Genomic DNA, 22,282 nt, shown 5'->3' on the forward strand with positions numbered 1-22,282 from the left:
TTGCCAGCACTACACAAGGTAAACATAACAAGTGAACAATCACAATATGCTTCCTCATGAAGAACAAAGTTAGCAAAGAATTAGAGAAAAATAAATGAAATAATATTTGCTTTTTATTATAGTACCTATGTCCATAAAACTTCGGAAGATTCGTATCGGTATAAAAGGCTTGTACACGATAGAGTCTTCTTGGCTCATTTTCAACAGGATAAACTTGTCTATAATAATAAGATTTGTCTTTTGTTGCTAAGAAATCACTTTCTGCATCAAAAAAACGAATAATTGTATCCTTAGAAGTGCCAATATGAATAATCTGACCTTCGGTTTTTATCTTTATATCTTGTGCAAAAACCCGGAAAGAACTCCATACTAACAGAAGAAAGATGAAATTTTTCATAAATTAAATTGGTTACTAAATGGTAGACGAATATACCATTAATATCCTAACATTCCCATCCAATAAACCAACAAGGAAGCCAATTTTTCGACTTGCTTAAGCATCAATAACGTCCCCTATTCGGTATAGTATAATACTAAAATAATACTACATCAATAATTCCAATATAGTATAGCTATAGTGGCAGGCAGATCAAACTTGCTCTTAAAGCCCAACTGTGCTATCATAGAATTGGTACCTTTGTAATAACTACAATCTTAAAAAACTCATTTGAATATGCCCGTCTGAACTAAAAGTTAAGATAAACTCCCTTATTTCATCGCCGTACGACTTTCCTTATGATCTTCAGGGCAAAAACTTATCATCCCTTTTTTCTCATACATTAACACCCCAGCGTCGCGTATCATAGCATAGACCTTTTCCCGATTGGTCCTGTAGCACACAGTCGTACTTATGAGCTTATTCGGTATGCAGTTCATATTTTTGACCGTAAATCCATGCCAGCGGCTCATCTGCCAGACAAACTCTGTCAGTGGGACATCTTTGTATTCACGTACAGCATTCGCCCATTGCGAAGCTTGTTCAAAATCCCCGTTCGTTAAATAAAATAAACTATCCCTTCGTATTTCTTCACCCTTCGGTAAATAGGATTTGATAACCGCAACTTCATCCAAACATTGAAGCACCTGTCTTTTGCTTGATCTGCGATCAGAAACTAAAACTTCTCCATATGATACCGTTGCTCGCGTAAACTGGGCATAAGAAGCTAATTCAAACCTCCCGTAATCACTCAAAATTTTCCCATTGCTAGTTTGTATTACCATCACGCCCCCAAACAGTTGTCCAGGAATATCTATAAGCGCCTCGCCCTCGATAAACAGATGTGTACTATCTCCTTGCGTCAACGGATAACGAAGAGTTGATTGGGCATTTAGCCGGACCCGCATACCGTACGGAAATTCTATAACACATTGCTGACGAGCAGCTGTTCTGATCACGATATCCGTCTCGTTGGCATTTATTTCCCGCCCACTGGATGATTTATCAAATTCCAATACCCCCTCGGCGGTCTTGGCGAGCGAAATACCGTTTAAATCAAGCAATACTCCGGTTGCATTCGTATCCAATCGAATGATAGATGAATCAGCAAGCATTATTGTACCTGCAGATTCAGACAATGGTATTTCCGTACCAGAGGACATACTAGCACATTCCAGACCGATTTCAGCCCTATAATTCCTGTGTTTTGAAATCAAAATTACACTCGACACTAAAACAAATAAAACCGCTGCTGCAGCACACCCCCACCATAATTGCCTTTTCTTTTTCCTAGCTAACCGATCTCCCGCAGCCCGGATCTGTTCAAAATCAGGCCGCCAATCGAATGACAGTTCGTTTGACCGATCATTAGACATTTCTTCGATCACCTCGGCAATCATTGCATCAAATTCCTCTTCACTAAAAATTTTCTCCGCTGCTTCTAATTGATCGGATTCTGTCAAACTGATACTCGCGTCCATACGCTTTCTGATCAGTTCTTTTACATATGTTCTGTTGTAAATCATTTCACCATGTATTAAACAAATAAGCCCATAAGATCTTTCAGCTTTTTTCGGATCACCTTAAGTGCCCTCGACAGTTTATTTTTCTCCGTCTGTTCTGCCATTCCATAGGCTGCCATTAATTCTTTATTACTCCTGCCTTCAAACTTCGATTTAATGACGAGCTCCCGATCCTGGGGAGGCAATTCTTCACAAGCCTCCAAGATCAGCATCTCAAGTTCGTTATAGGCAAATCTATCGTCTGCGCATTGACCACTAGCCATGTCCAGACCATTATCGAGCGAAATCTTATTATATTTTGCCTTATCTCTAATGTAATAAAGAGCTTTATTTTTGGCTACGCGTTGCATCCAATATACAGGTGCTTCCAGCTTCGCGACCAATTGCCTTTTTTCCCAGATTACGATTAATGTCTCATTCAATACATCCTTGACTAGATCGTCATCATCATAAATAAAACGACGGATATACTTTTCCAGACTCCCGCCATAATGCGCAAAAATCTGCTCAAGCGCTGCATTAGGCTTTGAGTCTAATAATTGAAAAAAGTAACGATCGTACATATTTGTTTCTTTTGCCATTCGTCTATCCTCTCTAACATCATTTTCAATAAATTAAAAACTTAAAAATCAGATACTTATAAAAAACACAACGTATTAGCAGGTACGAACTAGCCTTTATTGCTAGTAGTATATAGAAGAATTAGAAGATTAGATTTTAAATCATTAATAAAACAAAGATAATAAAAGCTATATAACAAACCAAAAAAAATAACTCACAAAACACTGATTTACAAATAGTTGAATTAAAAATTCAACCCAATACTCTTATGCTTCTTTTATAGATTAGAAAAGACAGTAACAACCAAAAATGAACGCAAGAACAGCACATATCACAATGGAAAGCATCCGAATCGGATTTATGGTCTTTTGGATCTATGTGGCTATAGACAAGCTCATAGAACCCAGTGCATTCCAGGATGCTCTTCTCCGGCAACCGTTACCAAGCAGCTGGGCAAAACCTCTTTCTCTTGCACTTCCTACTTTTGAGTTCACTACCGGAATCCTTTTAGCCGGTCGGTATAAAAAAATAGGATTACTGCTATCTATAGCTTTATTATCCTCTTTCAGCGTCTATATTGCATTGGGACTACTCAATCTATATCCGCAGAAACCGTGTGGCTGCGCATCCGTATTTGAAAGTTTGTCGTGGGAATGGCATTTGGTGGTAAATATGGTCCTTTTTACGTTATCCATATTGGGATGGTACTTGACTGGCCCAACCAGCCCCATGGAAAGGCACGAGAAAAGGAACCTATCAATTGGCTTTACCTTTACACCGCACATTCATTTAGGTATTGTCATACTCTTTCATTATCACACTTCTCAAAAACGCTTTCCGCGAAAATTTGCACTATTCCCGGCTTAGCCGGTATAGAAATAAATTATGATACGTGATGGACAGCCCGTAAAAATCGATCCCGAGGTATAAAACAAACTGAAACACCTCGTTAAAGCAAGGTATCAGTCATCAATAAAAAATTTGAGTTTTTTGTGGAGGTAAACTTTTTTTGCTCTTATAAAAAAGGCCTCGGTATGAAAGCAATATCTTTCATCAAAAAGCATGCAACGGTGATGTTAGCCGGAGCTGCAATAATTGGATTCAGTTCTTTTAAAGTAATTAAACTAAATAACGAAAATAAAGATACTGACTTAATATTTACGTATGTTCCGCCAGCTGGTTCTCCAGCCCCCTATTCGGATACTAACGTAAAAAATACTGCAAATTGGCAGAGGAGTTCTACCAGCTGCTCAGATTCGGAAGACCAGGATGTCGCTTGTTCAATTGCCGTACCATCTACCAGCACGATGAATAGTGGAAATAATATCGATCCTTCCAAAGTAACGATCGAGACATTTCAGCACAGCACCAACAACTATGGTGTGTCTCCTTCTTCGGCGTCCACACCGGAGTACAATGATCCATTGAACAAACCTTTGGATCCATAAATCGAAAAGCCCATAGCCCCTAATTTCGGCTATGGGCTTTCAGCACAATGATACATTGGATTGATTCAGTTCTTATCTTAGAAAAGCATCTAAGTCTGTAGGAGTATTTAAAATTAGCTTTGATGAATTCGGACTAAGCTCCACCCGCTCTCCTTCTATCATACGAACCATTTTAATGGCTGTTCCTTCGAGGTTCAAGCGTTTAATATCTGATAAACGAATTCCCCTCATCAACAGTTCTTTTCGTCTTTCCAGCAATACAATCTCCAAAGCTTCGTTGCTATCCTGTGCTGCTTTTGGCACAAATACCTTCGTACGATCCCACCGATTTTTTAATAGGAGATTAACATCCTGCATGCTCGCTTTCAAAGCACCTTTTCGTGCATTGCTTTCCGCGCGTATCAGAAGCATCTCTGCCGTTGTTAACCCCGAGAACATCCACTGTATGGAATGGGAATAAGTCCCTTTAAATTTAAAATACTTGCCCGAAGCACTAAAGAAAGCTATCCGTCTCAGGTCGGCGCTCTCATAGCTATTCATTAAATTAGAATCGATTAAAGCGCGCGTTGGGATATAGTTCTGAAACTTTTGACCCATTTCAGAATAAAAGATCGTTTCCTTCGTAAACTTCGAAAAGGGCACCGAAGCGCTAATCTTTACTCCGTCTTCAGGCTGATTATAATCCATTAGCACATTGAACAGCTTCAACGATTCGTCGGCGGCATTTCCTGCTTGTTCGTAAAGGCCCATGGACAGGTAAGCCCGGGCTAATAGTGCATATGCTCCTGCTTTTGAAGGCCGTGATTTCAGCAATGGTACATCATCTAAATTTTCTGCGGCCGTTTGAGCATCTTTCAATACTTGCTGATAGCATTCACCTACCGTAGAAAATTCACTCTTCACATTGAAATCAGATTTAAAACGCAAGACAATGCCTTTCTCCCCATTCTGTCCCTCCGGATCAAACGCTGGAGCGTAAGTCCATAATAACTGAAGTAAATAGTAAGCCCTGTAAAAATGGGCCGAGCCGTAGACATTTTTCCAGTCACTGTTGTTGACATCGGTCCTTTCAATTTTGTCCAATATTTCCAGGCAAAAGTTGGCATTATATATAGGTAGGTAGGCAGAAGACCAATCATTGGGATATGCATAATCGAAAGCTTCCCATTTGTACAGCAACTTCATTTCCGGTAAAAGAGCCTTATAATTGTTGTCCAGCAGAAAATAATCATCAGCTGCCGATTCAGCATATGAAGGTGTTCTCCGCTCATTCATATAGCCAAAATCATCCAGTATCTCCTGCAGGTCCCGTATCGATGCCGGAACCTGATAGGCATTGCTATTCTTTGGATCAAGGTAATGGCTGCAGGAAGTACATGCAACCAGACAGCATAAAATAAAATATATCGTCAATTTCATACAGCAAATGGTTAAAAGCTGGCACGAAGGCCAAGTGAATAATTTTTCTGCAAAGGAATCGCTTCGGGATTATCTGGATCAAGCCCGCGCCGGTTTGCACGCCAGATAATTCCTAGATTGGCCGCATTGGCAAATAATTGTATATTATTGATCCCACTGCTTATTTTGGGCAAATTATAGGTCAGGTTGATAAACTGGAGTCGGATATGGTCGCCCTTTTCAACAAGGATCTCACTAGCGCCATAAAACGCATCCCGCCCGGGCATAGTCAATGGAAATTCAAAAGATGGCACGTTGGTATGGTCTCCTTTTTGCTGCCAACGATCATAATAATCGGGATGAACCGTTCCATAATTGATAAGAGCACTTGAAGTGAACGAAGATCTCCGAAAGTAATAGCCCATGCGATAACTCAAATTGAAAGACAGACTCAGATTCTTATAGGAAAATGTATTCAACCAGCCACCATAATGAACAGGTATGGCAGAACCAATAAAATGGGCTGAACCACCCTCCCCCGCACTTCCTATTGAACCTTCACTAATTGCAGTATAGTCCGTCGATATTTCCCCATTCCATACTCCCTGCGGATTTCCCTTATCGTCAAGTCCTTTCCAGATAAATGCCGCAAGACCATACAGTGGATAGCCAATAACCGGATTGATCTGAGTGCCAGAAGTATTTACCATACGATAGAGCTGACTTTGGTCATTGGGGTAGTAATAAGCAGTTGTCTTGTTATTATTGTAATTATAGATCAGCGACGACTGCCATCCCAATACACCTGATTTTAGGTCATAATTTAGCTGTACATCCAATCCTTTTCCTTTCATTGCCGCTACATTCTGGATGATCGTTCCCCTAGCGCCCCAGCTCGTATAATCATAATTGGTCTCGCCATAGAGATCGGATCCATTTTTAATATAGTATTCTATCGAACCAGAAAGCGGGAAATCTTTTAGCGCGAACTCCAGTCCCGTATTCAGCTGCATCACTTCTTCCCAGCGCAAAGAAGGGTTGTTGATTGTTCCGATCCTTCCGTAAGGCAACGAACCATTGATGGCTGAATTTGTCGCCGAACCGCTAATCGGTAAGGCCGACCGGCTCAAATCAACATTTCCACTATAACCCAATGTTGCTTTAAGCTTTAGATAATTTAAAGGAAGTTTCTCAAAAAACGATTCTTTGGACAGCACATAGCCCGCGCCTAAAGACCAAAGCGGCATCCATTTGTCATTCGTCGCTACGCCATAAATATTCGAGCCATCTCTTCTTATATTTCCACTGAGCATATAACGATCTTTCCAGGTATAATGAAAATTTCCGTAAACACTTACAAATCTATTCAGTCTGGTTGGAGACAAATTTGGACTTCCCATTATTGTACCCGAACTTCCGAAAGGTTTCTTGAGATAACTCGTTGTAAAATCGACTGGAACCATTGATAGCGGATCTTCACGATAACCATAATAGACCATGCTATTGCCCCATGCCTTTGTTTGCCGCATCTCCAGTCCGGCCATCGCAATGAAAGCATGCTGGCCTACCTTTTTATTAAAATCAAATTGACTTCTAAAAGCATAAGATTCTTGGTTATTGCCTGTTTTCCATAAAATATCCCCATAAGGTACGATGTAAGTTACCTTTCCTGTGGTTTGATTGATCTGACTGAACGTATTCACCATATCGCGCACAAAATAACTTTCTTTCATATAATGATTATCGATCAGTCCGTCTTGACGCTGACGCTGGTAATTGGCTTTAAACATGCCACCGGAAAAAAGCTTAATACTGATACCAATATTTGCGATATATTCTTGGATCGTATTCGTTTCTGTATTGTATTTAAAATCCTCGACAGGATAGTAATTCCAGTCGAATAACCGTCCTTTTCCTACTGTATCCAGCACTGTTTTTCCATAGTTTTCATAAAATGCTGCCGGACTGCCGTCCTCATCAAACAAAGACAGATAGGGTACCACATACTGGTTGCCCACACTTGCCAATGCAGCATAAGAAGGAATATTGCTATTCCTATTTTTTTTATTGGAATAAGATGCTGACACATTAACGTTCAACCATTTATTCAAGGTCATCGTATTGGCAAGCCTAATGGTTGTACGTGCAGCGGGCCGGCTATAATTATCTTTCTGCCAGTCCTGCCCCAGCGAAAGAGTCCAGCTATTGGATGCGCCCCCTCCTGAGATATTTACACCTAATTGCTGCGTCTGTGCAGGTTTATAAAAATAGTTGCTATACTGCTGCCTCAGGTCAGACTTTAGGTAAAACGCTTTATGAGACTGATATACATCATCCGAGATTTCATTTTTACGCCTTTTATCCAACCAATAAACGATAGGCGAAACAGGTGGCCCATCCCAGCTGTCCAGCCGACTATCAAACTGGCCAGCGGCAAATAGCATTTCCTCTAGGTCAATATAATCCTTATTGCCCACTATAGCCAATGGAGAAAGATCAGGCTTTTCCTTAACACTGGTGTTGAAATTTAGATCAATGCGTGTCTTTCCATCCATTTTTGACCTTTTTGTAGTTAGTACAATCACTCCATTTCCACCCCGGGCCCCATAGATCGAAGTCGCCTCAGCATCTTTCAGGACTGTCACGGATTCAATATCGTTCGGATTGATATTATTGATATCCCCTTCATAGACAAATTCATCCAATACGATTAAGGGATCCAGTGGACCGTTTATGGTACCATATCCACGCACGGTGATCCCCAGTTTATTCTGCGGATTGAGATTGGTTTTTCCTTTTTGGAAAACAAGTCCATTTGTTACCCCTTCTAAGCGATCCAGGATATTCATTCCAACCTGCTTTTCCAGCAGATCTTTTTTCAGTACAGTTACTGAGCCATTGATCTGGTTGACCTTCAGTTTCTGATAGCCTGTACTTATCTCAACTTCCGCCAATTGATTTGTTAGCTCTTTTAGCACCACAACGAGGTTATCATCGTTTCCGCGAGCTATTATAGTTTCCGGCTGGTATCCGATCAGGGAAAAGCGTATCGAATCATTTAGTCCGGCCTTTACAGTAAACTTCCCGGCATTGTCCGAGCGCACAGAGCTACTTTTCGAAACCACATTTACATTTGCCAGCGATGTGCCACTGGAATTCAGAATCTTACCTTTCCATAATCTTTCGCGAGTTTGGCCTGCGGCAAAATGAAGGAGGATAAGAATATAACAAAAGACTTTTAGCATATATTTCATTTTCCACTCCTTTCTTTTAATGCTTTTGCGTTATTTTTATAAAAAGAGAGATCCAATATTTCTATCATCGCGTTAAATTCGCGAATAGAACCTAAAGACAAGACCCTGCCCTTTGGAGAAATCAGGACATAATGGGGAATGCTTCGATGTTGAAAATATTGATTCAAAATAGTGTCTTGATAAATCTGAGGCATATCCATTGCGTAGGGAAAACGATTATGATAGCGTTCAAAGAAAGCTGCAATACTTTCTTTGGTATCCCTATTGCCTTTTTGATTAACTAGGACAATGGCTATATTGTCTTTCAAGGCTCGATGCAAGCTGTCAATTTTTGGGAATCCCTTAACACAGACGGTACACCAGGTCGCCCAAAAATCAAGTAGGATAAATTTCCCTTTTGATTGATGAAAGTTAAATTCAGCAGTATTACCATCTTTAAGTCCGAGATACGAAGTAGACCAAAATTTATCCGGTAACCTATCACCAACCTGGAGCCCTTTTATTTTATCCAGCCCATCAGCCCCGCTGTTCTTGCAGGGCGTCTGAGCTGATAAACTAAACATAGAAACCATAAGAGCTAATACCATAAGAGCTCTGATGCTCTTCAATACCTTAAAAGAAAAATTAGATGATTGAAAAACTATCCTTAAGCATACGCACGACAAAACCATACGATACGCACTCTTAAAACTTGTCACTATTGAAAAACAATTTAAAGCCCGCTGAGCGACTTGTCGCACCAAAGCAAGCTGAGTACTGGCCCGTGTTACTTTAACCTCACATATCAGATTAAAACACGCTAAAAGCAGTGGCTTCAATCTCAATTCATCTATCAATTCGAAATCTTTCGTACGCTGAAAAGCTTCATTTTTCTGCGTGTGGCTTGTGCAATCCTTTAGTCGTTCTTGTGTATAACAAGGGCTTAGGAAGGGCGAACCTAGGGTCGCGCTATAGTCAAGCTTGTGTGTTTCTTGTGTCGACCTATAGTGGAGCATTATTTGACCAATACCCGTCAAATTTCTACATTTCATCGGATTTTCATCGGGTCGGCATCGGATTTTGATCGGTATGGCCCGATGAAATCCCGATGAAAACTCGATGCCAATAGCATGAAAGGCAGAAGCTGGGGCGAAGTTGGGCAGACAAAAGTCCGAAGAAGTCTCCATCTTTGTTAGGTTTTGAAAGTCGCTCGTGTATCGCTTTTTTTGCACGATCAAAGTACCTTTAAAGTACGTTTTTCCTTGTCTAATTTTCTTGCGCAGCAGTTGTGTAAATAGTACTATATCTGTGCTTAAGTAGTGCTTAACAGGTACTTGAAATATATAGGTTATATATAGCCTTACAAAGGCTAGTAATTTTAGGGTATTCATAATTTGTTTGTTAGTGGTTATTCCGATAACCTACCGAAAAAATCAACGATTTTTTTGCTCAATTCCAGCTCTTTTCCTATGCGGTCTTTTGCTTCTGCTGCCAGCTGAATTTCACTCAGGTCTATATGGCGATGGTTGGCGATGCAATAGGCGATCAATACGCGATTCAATGCAGTTGCAAATTCCTGCATTTCCTCATCCTTCAGGAGCCTATTTTCTACCGTGCCACCATCAAGATGCGTACTCAATAGCTGCAGCATATTAGCAGAAATAACCTCTAGCGCATAGTGATTCCAGAATGCTTCAATATCCTTAATAGGGTCATAGTCGTCCTTATGGACATCAAAGATTATCAAGTCAAAAGCAAGTTGTAGCGCTAAAATCCTGTTCATTTTTCAGTAAATCTTCGTAACCGAAAGTACATAGTATCCCCTCCCCGATCGAAATCAGCTTTTTATTGGGAGCCTGATGTTACTCATCAGTTCACATTTGTAATAATTAATTCATTCTTGGAACCAGAGCGCGTTTGATTGAGGGGTCACAAAGGTGTATAATATTGGCTTTACGCAGTCCATGGCAAGAGAAGCCAAATCTTATTTGGCCAAACCAGCCGAGCTACTCGGGGGCAGCGATGATGTTCTTTGATTGTTGTTTTTTGTTCATAACTCGTTTTATTGGTAACGAGTCTTGTTGCAGTGTTAGAAACCAACAATGGCGTGACATCCAACCTACTGTCAATGAGGCCCTGAGAAGCCCTGGAACGAGTAAGCGGACGCCACGCCATTGCTGACGGGCGTTTTGATCCACTTATCGCCTTGTTCCAAATTGAAATTTCTCAGGTTTCATTGACAAGACTCATAAGCGCATCCACCTATATGAGATGGAGCAAAAGTATTATATTTTATCTTATTTTACAATCCGACTTTTTGCTTTTTTTAGTATATTTGGTAATTAACTTTACAAAGATTTAAATTTCTGCACTACAATCAAATAGCAATCAGTTATAAAAACATAACTATGAGTTATAATTAGTTATAAAAATTAGTGATATGACAACAGGTACTAAAATACGATTATTGAGGGAGCAAAAAGGCTGGGGGCAAGACGTTCTAGCAGCGAAATTAAACATCTCTCAACCCGCTATATCAAAATTAGAGTCTGATCAGAATAAATTATCCTGGGATAATGCAGTCACTCTTGGCGAATTATTTGAGGTTGATCCAGAATATTTTTTCGATTCAAAAGTTAATAACTACATCTCTCATAACCAAAAGGTAAATCAGTTATTTAACTCCGATTATAATGATAACAACATAGAATTTATCAAGGGGTTATATGAAACTCAGATTAAATCAAAAGATGAGCTGCTTCAAGAAAGGTATGAAAGAATTGAGGATTTTAAAAGGCAAGTGGAGGAATTGAAGACTGAATTGGCCATTTTGAAGAAAGTTTAATTATTTTTACAATTAATATAAAGTGTAAATCATCAACTACCTATCGAATACAATTACTTAGATTCAATATTAAAAATAATTTATAATCAATTATTTAAAACAATTTCACTGGAGCAACTCCAGATGTTTGATTAACAGCTTTACGCTTACCATTGATAACGGAGTAGATGTTTTTTCCTAAACCAGCTATTTTATTCTAAAATAGGTTTTCGTTAATATAAAATAATATTTCGGGAGCTATATATACCTCATAGCTCCCTAATATTTTAAACTTTAAAAATTATTAACAAGATCAGCAGCAAACGTTTTAACAATTGTGGTTTTAGGCTTACCATTATTGGGTACAACGTCAAAAGAAATTCTTACAAAAGTACCAAGTTGCAGATTATTAACAACGATAGGACGATTAGATCTAGTCCAGAAACCGAAACTAAGACTTCCGACCCCTGTCACTACCTTTCTATCAATACCCATATACTCTTCAAACATCGGATACTCATCAAAATCATACGATGCCCGGCTTCTTAAATCATCTGTCACGACCTCTTGACGATAATTTTGAATTGAAGCTCCATTTAATGAAGTATTAATAATATCAGGATTTATAACCATCTGAAAAGATTCCTTATCAATAAAGTATTCCGCCTGATAATATTTTAATCTGATATCATCAGGCGGTAAAACAACTGGAGTTACATCGCGTAAGACAACTTTTGGCTTTGCAGAAAGATTAAAAATCCCCAAGCGTCCATTGTAGTTTGGTATATTTCCAGGCGCTCCTGACAGCCCTTGTGTACCTGATATAAATAACGTTGTAGAGAAAAGTCCATTAGGATCATGGCTAATAGAACCGTTTAACTGCATTTTCGTATCCATAATCAAATTAACCTTTTGTTCCGAAAATCCCCCGCCACTTCCACCAGTAACTAATGAACTAACGGCATTAAATATACTAGATCCTCCTGTTTTCAAATTTTTATTTGCGGCTTCATCGATACCTTTTTTAACATTTTCAAGTTTGACAGGACCAAAACTTTTAGAAAAGAAGTTACCCAAAACTTTTGCACCAGTTGCATATAAACCTAGCCCACCTGATCCAACATTAATAGCCCCAGACACTAATTGCCCAAAAAGACTTGTGGTTGGCTTTGGAGTTTGAACTGTGCCATTAATTTCCCCCTTCTGAATACCATCCAAATTAACTTGATCAACACTTGCCGAAAACATATTCCATCGCAACTGGTTGCTTGTGTAACTTTTATTTATCAGACTTGGATCATAAGCCAATTGAAATTCTTCCGAGTACCACGAGCCACTTTGAAAAATTTTCTCTTGCTGAACTTTAGAAACTGTCGTTGGTAAATCCGCAAGATCTATGGCTTCTTGGTTATCGAAGCTCAATATATTCGATTTATTTTCCGTTCCCTTTAAATCGAGTTGAAAAGTAACCTGTGTAGTCTCAACACCGGATTTTGGTAAAAAATAATAATAAATCCTCATTGTACCTCTATACCTATTGTATAGGACAAAATAAGGCGCATCAACCTTAACACTAGAATTAAAAGTATTAAAATACATCTCCCAACCGTCCTCAAGCTTATAATCATTTAGATAATCTGTAGGGAAAGAACGCGATGCACCTCCCGCCCACGGTGCAGGCACAACATCATTTGGGCCGTTATTAAAAAAAGATGCATTACTCCAGTCCAAAGCTGGGGATGGTGTATTTGCTTTCAGTGAGACATTCTTCAAGGTTCCGTTTAATGTTTGGTCATTAACTAGTTCTTTATTACATGAACTAGTTAATGCGACAATTGCAAGAGCAAAATAAATTGATTTTTTCATTTAAATTTAAAGTATTAAATAATGTGATTTCGTAAGCACAATATACATACATAAATTAGTTTCAAAAACAACGATTTAGTAAAAAAAATGTTGCATAACAGAAATTATTACACTAAACAAAGAAAAAAAAGCGGCAATTTCTTTCGAAATTGCCGCTTTTATAAGCATATAATCTAAAAGATTATTTAACGTCCCACCAAACCGGTACGGTAATCGCTTTCGTACCTGGATAGTTTAAGTTAGTTGTCAACTCAGTATTTGGATACAACAAACGTTGCGGCATTTCACCATTAGCCAAGATTGATGCTTTTGATTGAATCAAGAATGTAGGATAACCTGTTCTTCTATATTCGGTCCATGCTTCAAAGTTTTGAAAACCATTCATTGCATAGTATTTCTGCGTAATGATTGCTTCTAATTGTTTTGAAGCATCAGTTGGAAATTTACCCGCAGCAGCTAAATAAGAAGACAGTCCTTCCGTACCCAAATAGTCAAATGAAGCTGTAATACCTTCATTGTACAACGTTGAAACCGTCCCTGTTCCCCATCCTTTCAAAGCAGCTTCAGCTTGCAAGAATTTGCTTTCGGCAATAGAGAATAATTTTACAGGAGCGATTGCAGAAGCTGTATTTTTCGCATTTGCGCCAGTCGCTGGAGAAGGAGCAGAAACTTTCTTCATATTTTGTCCTCTAAAGTCGCCTTGTATTAAATAGGCTACTGTATCCTGTAGAGTAATGTTGTCAGCTTTGAACAATCTGTTGTACAATGCAAAAGATCTTTTATCCTTATTTGCTTCAAATGCTTTAACAGCAGTTCCGCTTGCAACCACGTTCTGAACGTAATCTAAACCTACCATTTCTGTATAGAATGGGTTCTGGTTACCACCAGTTGTCGTAAACGTGATGGAAACGTCTTTATTTAAAAATGTTGGATTTGTAGCATATAATGCTTTGATACCTGCTTGTGCAGTCGCCGCATCCACATTTGAAATACGTAAATAAGCCTTCAATTTCAAGGTATTTGCGAACGCAATCCAAGAAGCTTTATCACCGCCAAACAGCATATCTTGTTCACCAGGTGTGGTACCAAGATCGCCTTTCAATAACTCGACGCCTTTATCAATACTCTCGAAAATACTGTTGTATACCTCTTTCTGTGTTTGATATTTTGGACTTAAGTTCGTCGCTCCTTGCAAAGCTTCATCCAACGGAATATCTCCAAAAGCGTCAGTAGCTACTTGTAATGTATAAGCTTTCAACAAATACGCCATACCAATTGTATAGTTATTAGCACCTCTCTCTGAATTAATGATTATTTCAGCATTATTTAAAGCACTTCTATAGATTGTTGACCAAATACGATCCGAAGCCGTATTTTTAAGATTATACTGATCAATAGTTTGATACTGTGATGAGGATGGAGCCTGTGTCCAATATTGCGCCCATAAACCACCATACACTTGAAGTTGATTACCAACAATCTGACTTAAAGAGGCTTCAACTGTAGGTAGCAACAGGTTTGGTTCAACTTTTTCTGGATTATTTGGATTGTCGTTAACATCCAAATACTTATTACAACTTGTAAATGCTACGGATCCAACCAATGCAGCAAAAACAAACTTCTTTATATTCTTGTTCATTTTATTATTCTTTATAGTTTAGAAGGATACCTTCACATTGACACCATAGTTACGTAAAGACGGTTGAGCAGTATAGTCAAAACCTTGTGCATTTCCAGCACCAGCAGAGTTCACTTCTGGATCTGCATATTTATTTTCACTTGGAGTCCAGATAAATAGGTTATTACCGAACACACCAACAGTTACATCACCAAAAGGTGTATTTTTTAGCATATCTTTCTTGAATTTATAAGAGATAGCCAAGTTGCGCAACTTCACATAAGAAGCATCGACCACATTCATACCCGCCTCCAAATATGGGTAGTAATCCACTTTGTCATAAGTAGCTGTCGTATTTACAACAGAATTACCATTTGCATCTAAGTAAACAGAGTTCGGGAAGATTTGACCAAAACGCTCACCTCCTGTTTCAGCAGATGTACCTGTGAATGCCATGATATCTTTGGTACGTGAATAGAATACACCGCCGTGTTTCATATCAAACAACGCCGTCAGTGACCAGCTCTTGTAATTGACAGTCGTTCCTAATGATGCTTGGAATTTAGGATTGTAACTTCCTAAGTATTTTGCATCCGAAGTCGGCACAGGTAAACCTGTTTTTTGGTTTACAATCGTTCTACCTTCAGCATCGGTTGCATTCGTTACTGCATAAAATTCTCCATAAGGGCGACCTTTTGCCGCAACGATAGACATACCCGAAAAACCGCCTAGAGAAACTTGATCAATTCCATCCATCAATTCCACAACTTTATTGTTGTTTTTGGTGAAAGTACCCATCAATTCCCAGCTGAAGTTTTCTGTTTTCACCGGAGTTCCACGTAATGCAAGTTCGATTCCCGAGTTCTTGATTTTACCTGCATTGACAACATTGAATCCGTAGCCTGTAGAATTCGCAATAGGAATTGCTAAGATTTGATTTTTTGAGTTATTGTTGTAATAGCTAAAATCAACAGTCAAACGATTTCTAAAGAAACCTAATTCAGCACCTACTTCAGCTGATGTGGTAATTTCTGGTTTCAACTCTGCATTTCCTAATGTAGAACCAGACATGAATGCAGAAACATTACCAAATGGGAAGGTTGTAGTTCCGAATCCACCATTGATTTCACCTCTAGAGAATGTTGTCAACAATTGATATGGATCAGTATCCGACCCCACTTTTGCGTAGTTAGCACGCAATTTACCATAAGAAAGAATGTTCTTAACTTCCGTGCTCAACAACTCAGAAAATACAAATGACCCACTCACACTTGGATAAAAGAATGAGTTGTTTTTCTTAGGCAATGTAGATGACCAGTCATTACGTGCTGTAGCTTGTAAGTACAAGAAGTTTTTATATGACAAGTTCAAGTCTGCATATATACCAACCAAACGACGTTTTGACCATGAATCTTCGATCAAGTTCAATGGACCATTAGAATTAGCTAAGTTGTAATAGCCAGGCTGTACCAAACCTCCGCTTTCGTTGGTTGCTGTACTTAGATTAGAAACATTACGCTGACGAATGTTGTTACCCAACATTAATGATCCTTTAAAATCTTGATTAAATTCATGTGAAGCAGTCACCATGAAATCATGAATAACCTCTGTTACATTATATTGATCGATACGATACTCTCCATTGTTAATAAGATCATTAGCACTCGAATAATTTCCTGACGTCTTATCGATTGGTGTAAAACTATATTTAGGAGATTCTGAACGTCTGCGGTCTGTATAATGATCTACCCCTACACGTTCTTTGAAGTCCAACCACTCAAATGGCTTATAACCTACGTTAAAATTACCCATAATGCGATTTACATTATTGTAGTTGTTATAATTTGCCAATGTCCAATATGGATTCCTTGAATATGCCCCATAATAACCATACTCATTACTATGGTTTAGACCATTTGCGTCAACATAACCATACCCATTATATGGATTATTTAAATCTTTCAGATCAGCAACAGGAATATCACGGGGAGTTTGTAACAAGTTATTGTATACAGACGAATTTCCTTGTCCTCCACCTACGTTGTTCGAGTTAATCTGACTATAGTTAGCTGAAATTCCTGCATAAAATTTATTAGAGAATTCAGTTTGACCATTGAATCGAACACCATATTTATTGTAGTTATCTTTGCTCCCAGGATAAACACCGTTTGAGTTCAAAGAATTTAGACCCAAATAGAAAGATGATTTTTCACTACCGCCCGAGAAACCTAAATTATTATCTGTTGCAAATCCAGTATTAAAAAAATCTTTAATATTGTTTTTTACGGCCGAATATGGTTTTGTCTGTCTTACTCCATTAATAGCTTGGCCCCATTCTTGCATTTTTCCTGTAAAAGGCGCTCCCCATGACCAATTTTCCTTTGGATCATTGACAAAAACTAGATTTCCATCATCGTCATAGTCAGGATAACCTTGACCATATTCATTTTGAAACTCAGGCAATTTCAAAATGGAAGAAAAAGTATTTGTTGTATTAAAAGTAATATCTGTTTTACCCCCACCTTTTTTACCGGTCTTAGTTGTAATGATCAAGGCTCCATTAGATGCCCGCGATCCATACAATGCAGCTGCAGCAGGACCTTTCAATACGGTCATCGATGCGATATCATCAGGGTTAATATCATTACCACGGTTACCAAAATCAACACTAGACAGCGATGAGCCACCACCAATCACGCTGGAATTGTCAATAGGAACACCATCAACAACGATTAATGCTTGGTTGTTCCCTGAAATTGATGAACCACCACGTAATACTACACGAGATGAGCTACCTGGTGAATTCGATGTTGATGTAATATTCACACCAGCTACCTTACCAGCCAATGCATTAATAGCACTCGAATTTTGACCTGATCGTAATTCTTCATTATTCAATGTCGGCGCAGAGTAACCTAACGTTCTTTTTTCACGTTTAATTGCATTTGCAGTGACAACAACCTCTTCCAAGGCATTGTCATGATTTACTAAAGAGACATTAAATACCGCACTGTTGTTGTTAACAATAATGGTTTTATCATCAAAACCAACTGAACGGAATACCACAACTTTGCCTGCAGGCACATTCAATGAATAATTACCATCAGTATCAGTCTGAGTAGCCTGATTAGTACCTTGTACAACTACTGTCACCCCTGGTATTGCTTTACCGTCAGCAGATGTAACACGACCACTAATCTTTTTTTCTTGAGCGAATGCAACCGAAGTCAGAATCATACCGCCAACAAGAAAACTTAGTAATGTTTGTTTCATGTTTTAGTTAGTTAATTTTATTATTTTTTCTAATCCTATATAGTGATATAAATTATATCCGTTATCATAACCGTCCAAACATAAATTGCCTAGACAATAAACAGCAAAAAGCATAATTGCTATTGCAGTTTATTCAGTAACAGTTGAAAATATTTGTGGAAAAGCGGGCCCTAGGTAGATGCAGGGTCAGTTCTTAGATAAATATCCAGCTGTAAATTTGCTCTTTTCAGCATTTACAGTTAATAATAGTTAGTGCGATTTTTATTAGCGGTGTCAAATATAGAAAGCCAAAGTTGTTTTTACAAGTTTTTTAACATAATCTCCAGAAAACAGGAAATACCGCAATAATAAGTTCACAATTTTACAAATTGTTACAAAAGATTCAATTTAGAATAAAAACTCATCAAACTATTTACAAACAGAATTTTATACGGAATCAACTATATTTAACAAAACATTAACAATGCTATAAGAAATCGTTAACATATTAATTTATTAAATTTTTGTATCAAAAAGAAGATTAATTTATAATGATTCTAAACATTTAAAAATCGAATTATAACAAAAAAGACGCTCTACCTTCTCAGGCTGAGCGTCTTTCGTTTTTATATTAAACAAGCGCAAAAGCAACTTATTTATTGATATTTAATCGATATACTCAAATTTAGTATACGGCACCAAAACTGCAGGAATCTTAATTCCTTTTTCCGTTTGATTATTCTCCAATATCGCTGCGACAATACGTGGTAAAGCTAACGCCGAACCGTTCAAGGTATGTGCCAGTTGCATCTTGCCATCAGCATTTTTAAAACGGACTTTCAAACGATTCGCTTGATAAGTTTCAAAATTGGAAACGGAAGATACCTCTAACCAACGTTTCTGAGCAGAACTATACACTTCCATGTCATAGGTCAATGCAGAAGTAAAACTCATATCTCCACCGCAAAGGCGCAATACACGGTAAGGAAGCTCTAATTTCTGCAACAGCCCCTGTACGTATAAACTCATTTCCTCAAGCACTTCATAAGACTTTTCAGGATGTACAAGCTGCACCGTCTCCACTTTGTCAAATTGGTGCAGTCGGTTTAATCCACGCACATGTGCACCATAAGAACCTGCTTCACGACGGAAACAGGGCGTATAAGCACAATGTTTAATTGGAAACTGTGCTTCTTTTACAATCTCGTCTCTATAAATGTTGGTGACCGGAACTTCAGCTGTAGGGATCAAATACAGATTGTCGTTACCCACATAGTACATCTGTCCTTCTTTATCCGGTAATTGTCCCGTAGCAAATGCAGAATCTTCATTGACCAAAATGGGCACCTGTACTTCTTCGTATCCTTCTTCTGCTGCCTGATCCAAAAAGAAATTGATCAATGCGCGTTGCAATTTAGCGCCTTTACCTTTATAGATAGGAAAACCCGCACCGGCAACTTTTACGCCAAGCTCTAAATCAACAATATCATATTTGTTCAACAATTCCCAATGCGGCAATGCATCCTCCGACAAAGCCGGGATTTCGCCATGGCTCAAAACAACTTCGTTGTCCTCAGCACTTACACCTGCAGGAACGGATTGATGCGGTAAATTAGGTAATTGTACGATCTTCTCATTCAATTCGGCCTCAATTGTACCCAATTGATCCAAAAGTTGCTTAACTTGCTCCTTATATCCCGAGGATTTGGATTTAACGGTTTCAGCTTCTTCTTTTTTACCTTGGCGCATCAGATCTCCAATCTGTTTTGCTGCCGCATTAGCTTCTGCCGAAAGTGCGTCTGATTCCGATTGGATCTTACGGCGATCCTCATCTAAACTGATGATTTCGTCGACCAATCCAATTTCCTTGAAATGCTTGACAGCCAATCTTTCGATTACCGTATCCCTGTTCTCACGGATATAATTTAATTGCAACATAATATAAATGTGTTATTTAAAATAGTGAACAAACTTAGATAAATTTGCCTTTATTTACAAGCAATTTTATTCCTAAACCACCATCCAAAAGGCTTTTTAACTGCTTTACGGTCCTCTATTTTCATCGCACCGCACCAGTTAGCATCCACCAACTCATTGAATACTGATCTTCAAAGGGATCGGTATTTACAAACTATGATCCATAGAAAGAGCGTATCCATTAGACTGCTAATCGATACGCTCTATAATTCGATCTATACGCAAAGCCCTGTCGTGAGATTCAACCTGATGAACTCATGTGATGCGCATTTGCTAAACAATGCTTACCTCATCGCATAAATAAACATCCTGAATGGCATGTAATAGTGCGACGCCTTCATTCATTGGCTTTTGGAAAGCCTTACGGCCAGATATCAACCCTGTGCCACCTGCACGCTTGTTGATAACCGCAGTTTTTACAGCTTCCTGTATATCATTCTGTCCCGAAGCTCCACCAGAATTGATCAAGCCAGCCCGACCGGCAAAGCAATTAAGCACCTGGTAGCGGCATAAATCAATAGGATGATCGGAAGAAAGCTGCGTATACATGCGTTCATCCAGCTTTCCATAACTACTTTTCCCCATATTTAATGCTTTAAAGCCACCGTTCAATTCGGGTAGTTTTTGCTTAATAATATCCGCTTTGATCGTTACGCCCAAATGATTGGCCTGTCCGGTAAGATCCGCTGCTAAATGATAATCTTTATCACCTACTTTAAACGCCGAGTTGCGCAGATAACACCATAATACCGTCGCCATCCCCAAAGAATGTGCTTCTTCAAATGCTTTTGCAACTTCGATAATCTGACGGTCTGATTCCTCAGATCCAAAATATATGGTCGCCCCTACCGCAACTGCCCCCATATTCCATGCTTCGCGAATTGTTCCGTACAGGATCTGGTCGGCTCGATTGGGATAAGTCAATAGTTCATTATGATTGATTTTAACCAGAAACGGAATCTTGTGCGCATACTTTCGGGCAACGGCTCCTAAAACACCAAAGGTAGATGCCACGGCATTGCAATTTCCTTCCAAAGCTAGCTTGACAATATTTTCCGGATCAAAATACTGTGGATTTGGAGCAAAAGAAGCTCCTGCACTGTGTTCGATTCCCTGATCTACAGGCAATATCGAAAGATAGCCAGTATTGGCTAACCGACCCGTTCCAAAAAGCTGCCCCAAACTCCGCAAGACCTGCGGGCTACGGTCACTCGAACTATATACTTGGTCAATAAATCCTGCTTGTGGAAGATGAAGTATTGTTTTGGAAACTGCGGGTTGATCAAATTCTAATAAATAACTCGCTTCTGCACCCAGATGTGCCTGTATTTTTTCAATGTATTGCATAATTTATTTAAAATAAAGTGATGGAGTTTACCATTATCTTTAAAATAAAACTCCAAAAAGCACAGAATGTTTTAGCGCATATTATATAGTAAAAAAAACTTAACTTTGACCATGTTATATTTAGTTCCAACACCTATTGGCAATCTGGAGGACATGACGTTCCGTGCGATCAATGTCCTGAAAGAAGTGGACCTCATCTTAGCAGAGGATACAAGGACCAGCGCTCCGCTTTTGAAGCATTTTGGAATCGACAAAAAAGTATTTGCGCATCATCAGCACAATGAACATAAAGCGGTATCTGAAATCATTAAATTCCTGAAAGAAGGGCAAAACATTGCATTGATTTCAGACGCAGGCACACCGGCGATCTCAGATCCGGGATTTTTACTGGTACGTGAGGCCATCAAAGAAGGACTCGAAGTGCAGTGCTTACCAGGCGCAACAGCTTTCGTGCCAGCGCTTGTCAATTCGGGTCTTCCCAACGACCGTTTTTGCTTTGAAGGTTTTCTACCCGTCAAAAAAGGAAGGCAAACGCGCTTAAAAGCTTTGGCAGAGGAAAAAAGAACGATGATCTTCTACGAGTCGCCACATCGTATTCTCAAAACCATAGAAGAATTTATCACCGTTTTTGGCGCAGAAAGACAAGCTTCGATATCGCGTGAACTGAGCAAACTCTATGAAGAAAATGTTCGCGGAACATTAACTGATTTAAAATTACACTTTGAAAACAATCCGATTAAAGGAGAATTTGTATTTTGTGTAGCAGGATTGGAATAAATTTTGACAATCTTTAGGTATT

The 22,282-nt window shown here is 38.9% G+C and carries 16 protein-coding genes; 4 read left to right on the forward strand and 12 right to left on the reverse strand.

Annotation, left to right across the window (positions count from 1 at the left end):
• The 3 genes from GVK91_RS27550 to GVK91_RS24480 all read right to left on the reverse strand — a co-directional run.
• Positions 1-397: hypothetical protein (locus GVK91_RS27550; RefSeq protein WP_235032987.1), on the reverse strand; the 397-nt coding region annotated here is incomplete at its 3' end.
• A gap of 311 nt (positions 398-708) precedes the next feature.
• Positions 709-1,962: a FecR domain-containing protein gene (locus tag GVK91_RS24475; RefSeq protein WP_159731770.1), complete on the reverse strand. Its 1,254-nt coding sequence runs from the start codon at positions 1,960-1,962 to the stop codon at positions 709-711.
• Between the two features lie 11 nt (positions 1,963-1,973).
• Positions 1,974-2,540: a sigma-70 family RNA polymerase sigma factor gene (locus GVK91_RS24480; RefSeq protein WP_159731772.1), complete on the reverse strand. Its 567-nt coding sequence runs from the start codon at positions 2,538-2,540 to the stop codon at positions 1,974-1,976.
• 289 nt (positions 2,541-2,829) lie between these two features.
• On the opposite strand from GVK91_RS24480, the gene GVK91_RS24485 reads away from it, so the two are divergent.
• Positions 2,830-3,387, forward strand: a complete 558-nt coding sequence (locus GVK91_RS24485) for a MauE/DoxX family redox-associated membrane protein (protein ID WP_159731774.1) — start codon at positions 2,830-2,832, stop codon at positions 3,385-3,387.
• A gap of 167 nt (positions 3,388-3,554) precedes the next feature.
• The gene (locus GVK91_RS24490) at positions 3,555-3,968 is read left to right on the forward strand and encodes a hypothetical protein (RefSeq protein ID WP_070565113.1); all 414 of its coding nucleotides are present in this window, start codon (positions 3,555-3,557) and stop codon (positions 3,966-3,968) included.
• A gap of 72 nt (positions 3,969-4,040) precedes the next feature.
• On the opposite strand, the gene GVK91_RS24495 is transcribed toward GVK91_RS24490, so the two are convergent.
• The 4 genes from GVK91_RS24495 to GVK91_RS24510 all read right to left on the reverse strand — a co-directional run bounded on the left by GVK91_RS24495 (position 4,041) and on the right by GVK91_RS24510 (position 10,382).
• A complete protein-coding gene (locus GVK91_RS24495) occupies positions 4,041-5,387 on the reverse strand; it encodes a RagB/SusD family nutrient uptake outer membrane protein (RefSeq protein ID WP_159731776.1) in 1,347 nt (448 codons plus the stop codon).
• 11 nt (positions 5,388-5,398) lie between these two features.
• Complete coding sequence (locus GVK91_RS24500) at positions 5,399-8,620, reverse strand: SusC/RagA family TonB-linked outer membrane protein (protein ID WP_159731778.1); 3,222 nt, start codon at positions 8,618-8,620, stop codon at positions 5,399-5,401.
• Positions 8,617-9,651, reverse strand: a complete 1,035-nt coding sequence (locus GVK91_RS24505) for a TlpA disulfide reductase family protein (protein ID WP_159731780.1) — start codon at positions 9,649-9,651, stop codon at positions 8,617-8,619. The genes GVK91_RS24500 and GVK91_RS24505 overlap by 4 nt, the downstream gene beginning before the upstream one ends.
• 356 nt (positions 9,652-10,007) lie before the next feature.
• Positions 10,008-10,382, reverse strand: a complete 375-nt coding sequence (locus GVK91_RS24510) for a hypothetical protein (RefSeq protein WP_159731782.1) — start codon at positions 10,380-10,382, stop codon at positions 10,008-10,010.
• Positions 10,383-11,039: 657 nt separating this feature from the next.
• Between GVK91_RS24510 and GVK91_RS24515 the strand changes: the two genes are divergently transcribed.
• Complete coding sequence (locus GVK91_RS24515; RefSeq protein ID WP_159731784.1) at positions 11,040-11,444, forward strand: helix-turn-helix domain-containing protein; 405 nt, start codon at positions 11,040-11,042, stop codon at positions 11,442-11,444.
• Positions 11,445-11,717: 273 nt separating this feature from the next.
• On the opposite strand, the gene GVK91_RS24520 is transcribed toward GVK91_RS24515, so the two are convergent.
• The 5 genes from GVK91_RS24520 to GVK91_RS24540 form a co-directional block, all read right to left on the reverse strand.
• Positions 11,718-13,289, reverse strand: coding sequence for a hypothetical protein (locus tag GVK91_RS24520; RefSeq protein WP_159731786.1), 1,572 nt, complete (start codon positions 13,287-13,289; stop codon positions 11,718-11,720).
• A 181-nt stretch (positions 13,290-13,470) separates the two neighbouring features.
• The gene (locus tag GVK91_RS24525) at positions 13,471-14,928 is read right to left on the reverse strand and encodes a SusD/RagB family nutrient-binding outer membrane lipoprotein (protein WP_159731788.1); all 1,458 of its coding nucleotides are present in this window, start codon (positions 14,926-14,928) and stop codon (positions 13,471-13,473) included.
• 18 nt (positions 14,929-14,946) lie between these two features.
• Complete coding sequence (locus GVK91_RS24530; protein ID WP_159731790.1) at positions 14,947-18,180, reverse strand: SusC/RagA family TonB-linked outer membrane protein; 3,234 nt, start codon at positions 18,178-18,180, stop codon at positions 14,947-14,949.
• A gap of 645 nt (positions 18,181-18,825) precedes the next feature.
• Complete coding sequence (gene serS / locus GVK91_RS24535) at positions 18,826-20,097, reverse strand: serine--tRNA ligase (RefSeq protein ID WP_159731792.1); 1,272 nt, start codon at positions 20,095-20,097, stop codon at positions 18,826-18,828.
• Between the two features lie 312 nt (positions 20,098-20,409).
• A complete protein-coding gene (locus tag GVK91_RS24540) occupies positions 20,410-21,483 on the reverse strand; it encodes a class I fructose-bisphosphate aldolase (protein WP_159731794.1) in 1,074 nt (357 codons plus the stop codon).
• A 111-nt stretch (positions 21,484-21,594) separates the two neighbouring features.
• Here GVK91_RS24540 and rsmI point away from each other — a divergent pair, with 111 nt between their 5' ends.
• Positions 21,595-22,260, forward strand: coding sequence for a 16S rRNA (cytidine(1402)-2'-O)-methyltransferase (gene rsmI, locus GVK91_RS24545; RefSeq protein WP_083663502.1), 666 nt, complete (start codon positions 21,595-21,597; stop codon positions 22,258-22,260).
• Positions 22,261-22,282: the final 22 nt, after the last annotated feature.

It is taken from the genome of Sphingobacterium sp. 18053 (assembly GCF_902706145.1).
Lineage (GTDB): Bacteria > Bacteroidota > Bacteroidia > Sphingobacteriales > Sphingobacteriaceae > Sphingobacterium > Sphingobacterium paramultivorum.

Bases quoted from the DNA above. Each gene is read 5' to 3' on its own strand.
- GVK91_RS24530 (WP_159731790.1), bottom strand. From the start codon at position 18,180: ATGAAACAAACATTACTAAGTTTTCTTGTTGGCGGTATGATTCTGACT.
- GVK91_RS24525 (WP_159731788.1), bottom strand. From the start codon at position 14,928: ATGAACAAGAATATAAAGAAGTTTGTTTTTGCTGCATTGGTTGGATCC.
- GVK91_RS24510 (WP_159731782.1), bottom strand. From the start codon at position 10,382: ATGAACAGGATTTTAGCGCTACAACTTGCTTTTGACTTGATAATCTTT.
- serS (WP_159731792.1), bottom strand. From the start codon at position 20,097: ATGTTGCAATTAAATTATATCCGTGAGAACAGGGATACGGTAATCGAA.
- rsmI (WP_083663502.1), top strand. From the start codon at position 21,595: ATGTTATATTTAGTTCCAACACCTATTGGCAATCTGGAGGACATGACG.
- GVK91_RS24490 (WP_070565113.1), top strand. From the start codon at position 3,555: ATGAAAGCAATATCTTTCATCAAAAAGCATGCAACGGTGATGTTAGCC.
- GVK91_RS24480 (WP_159731772.1), bottom strand. From the start codon at position 2,540: ATGGCAAAAGAAACAAATATGTACGATCGTTACTTTTTTCAATTATTA.
- GVK91_RS24515 (WP_159731784.1), top strand. From the start codon at position 11,040: ATGACAACAGGTACTAAAATACGATTATTGAGGGAGCAAAAAGGCTGG.
- GVK91_RS24495 (WP_159731776.1), bottom strand. From the start codon at position 5,387: ATGAAATTGACGATATATTTTATTTTATGCTGTCTGGTTGCATGTACT.
- GVK91_RS24520 (WP_159731786.1), bottom strand. From the start codon at position 13,289: ATGAAAAAATCAATTTATTTTGCTCTTGCAATTGTCGCATTAACTAGT.
- GVK91_RS24540 (WP_159731794.1), bottom strand. From the start codon at position 21,483: ATGCAATACATTGAAAAAATACAGGCACATCTGGGTGCAGAAGCGAGT.
- GVK91_RS24485 (WP_159731774.1), top strand. From the start codon at position 2,830: ATGAACGCAAGAACAGCACATATCACAATGGAAAGCATCCGAATCGGA.
- GVK91_RS24505 (WP_159731780.1), bottom strand. From the start codon at position 9,651: ATGAAATGTAGAAATTTGACGGGTATTGGTCAAATAATGCTCCACTAT.
- GVK91_RS24475 (WP_159731770.1), bottom strand. From the start codon at position 1,962: ATGATTTACAACAGAACATATGTAAAAGAACTGATCAGAAAGCGTATG.
- GVK91_RS24500 (WP_159731778.1), bottom strand. From the start codon at position 8,620: ATGAAATATATGCTAAAAGTCTTTTGTTATATTCTTATCCTCCTTCAT.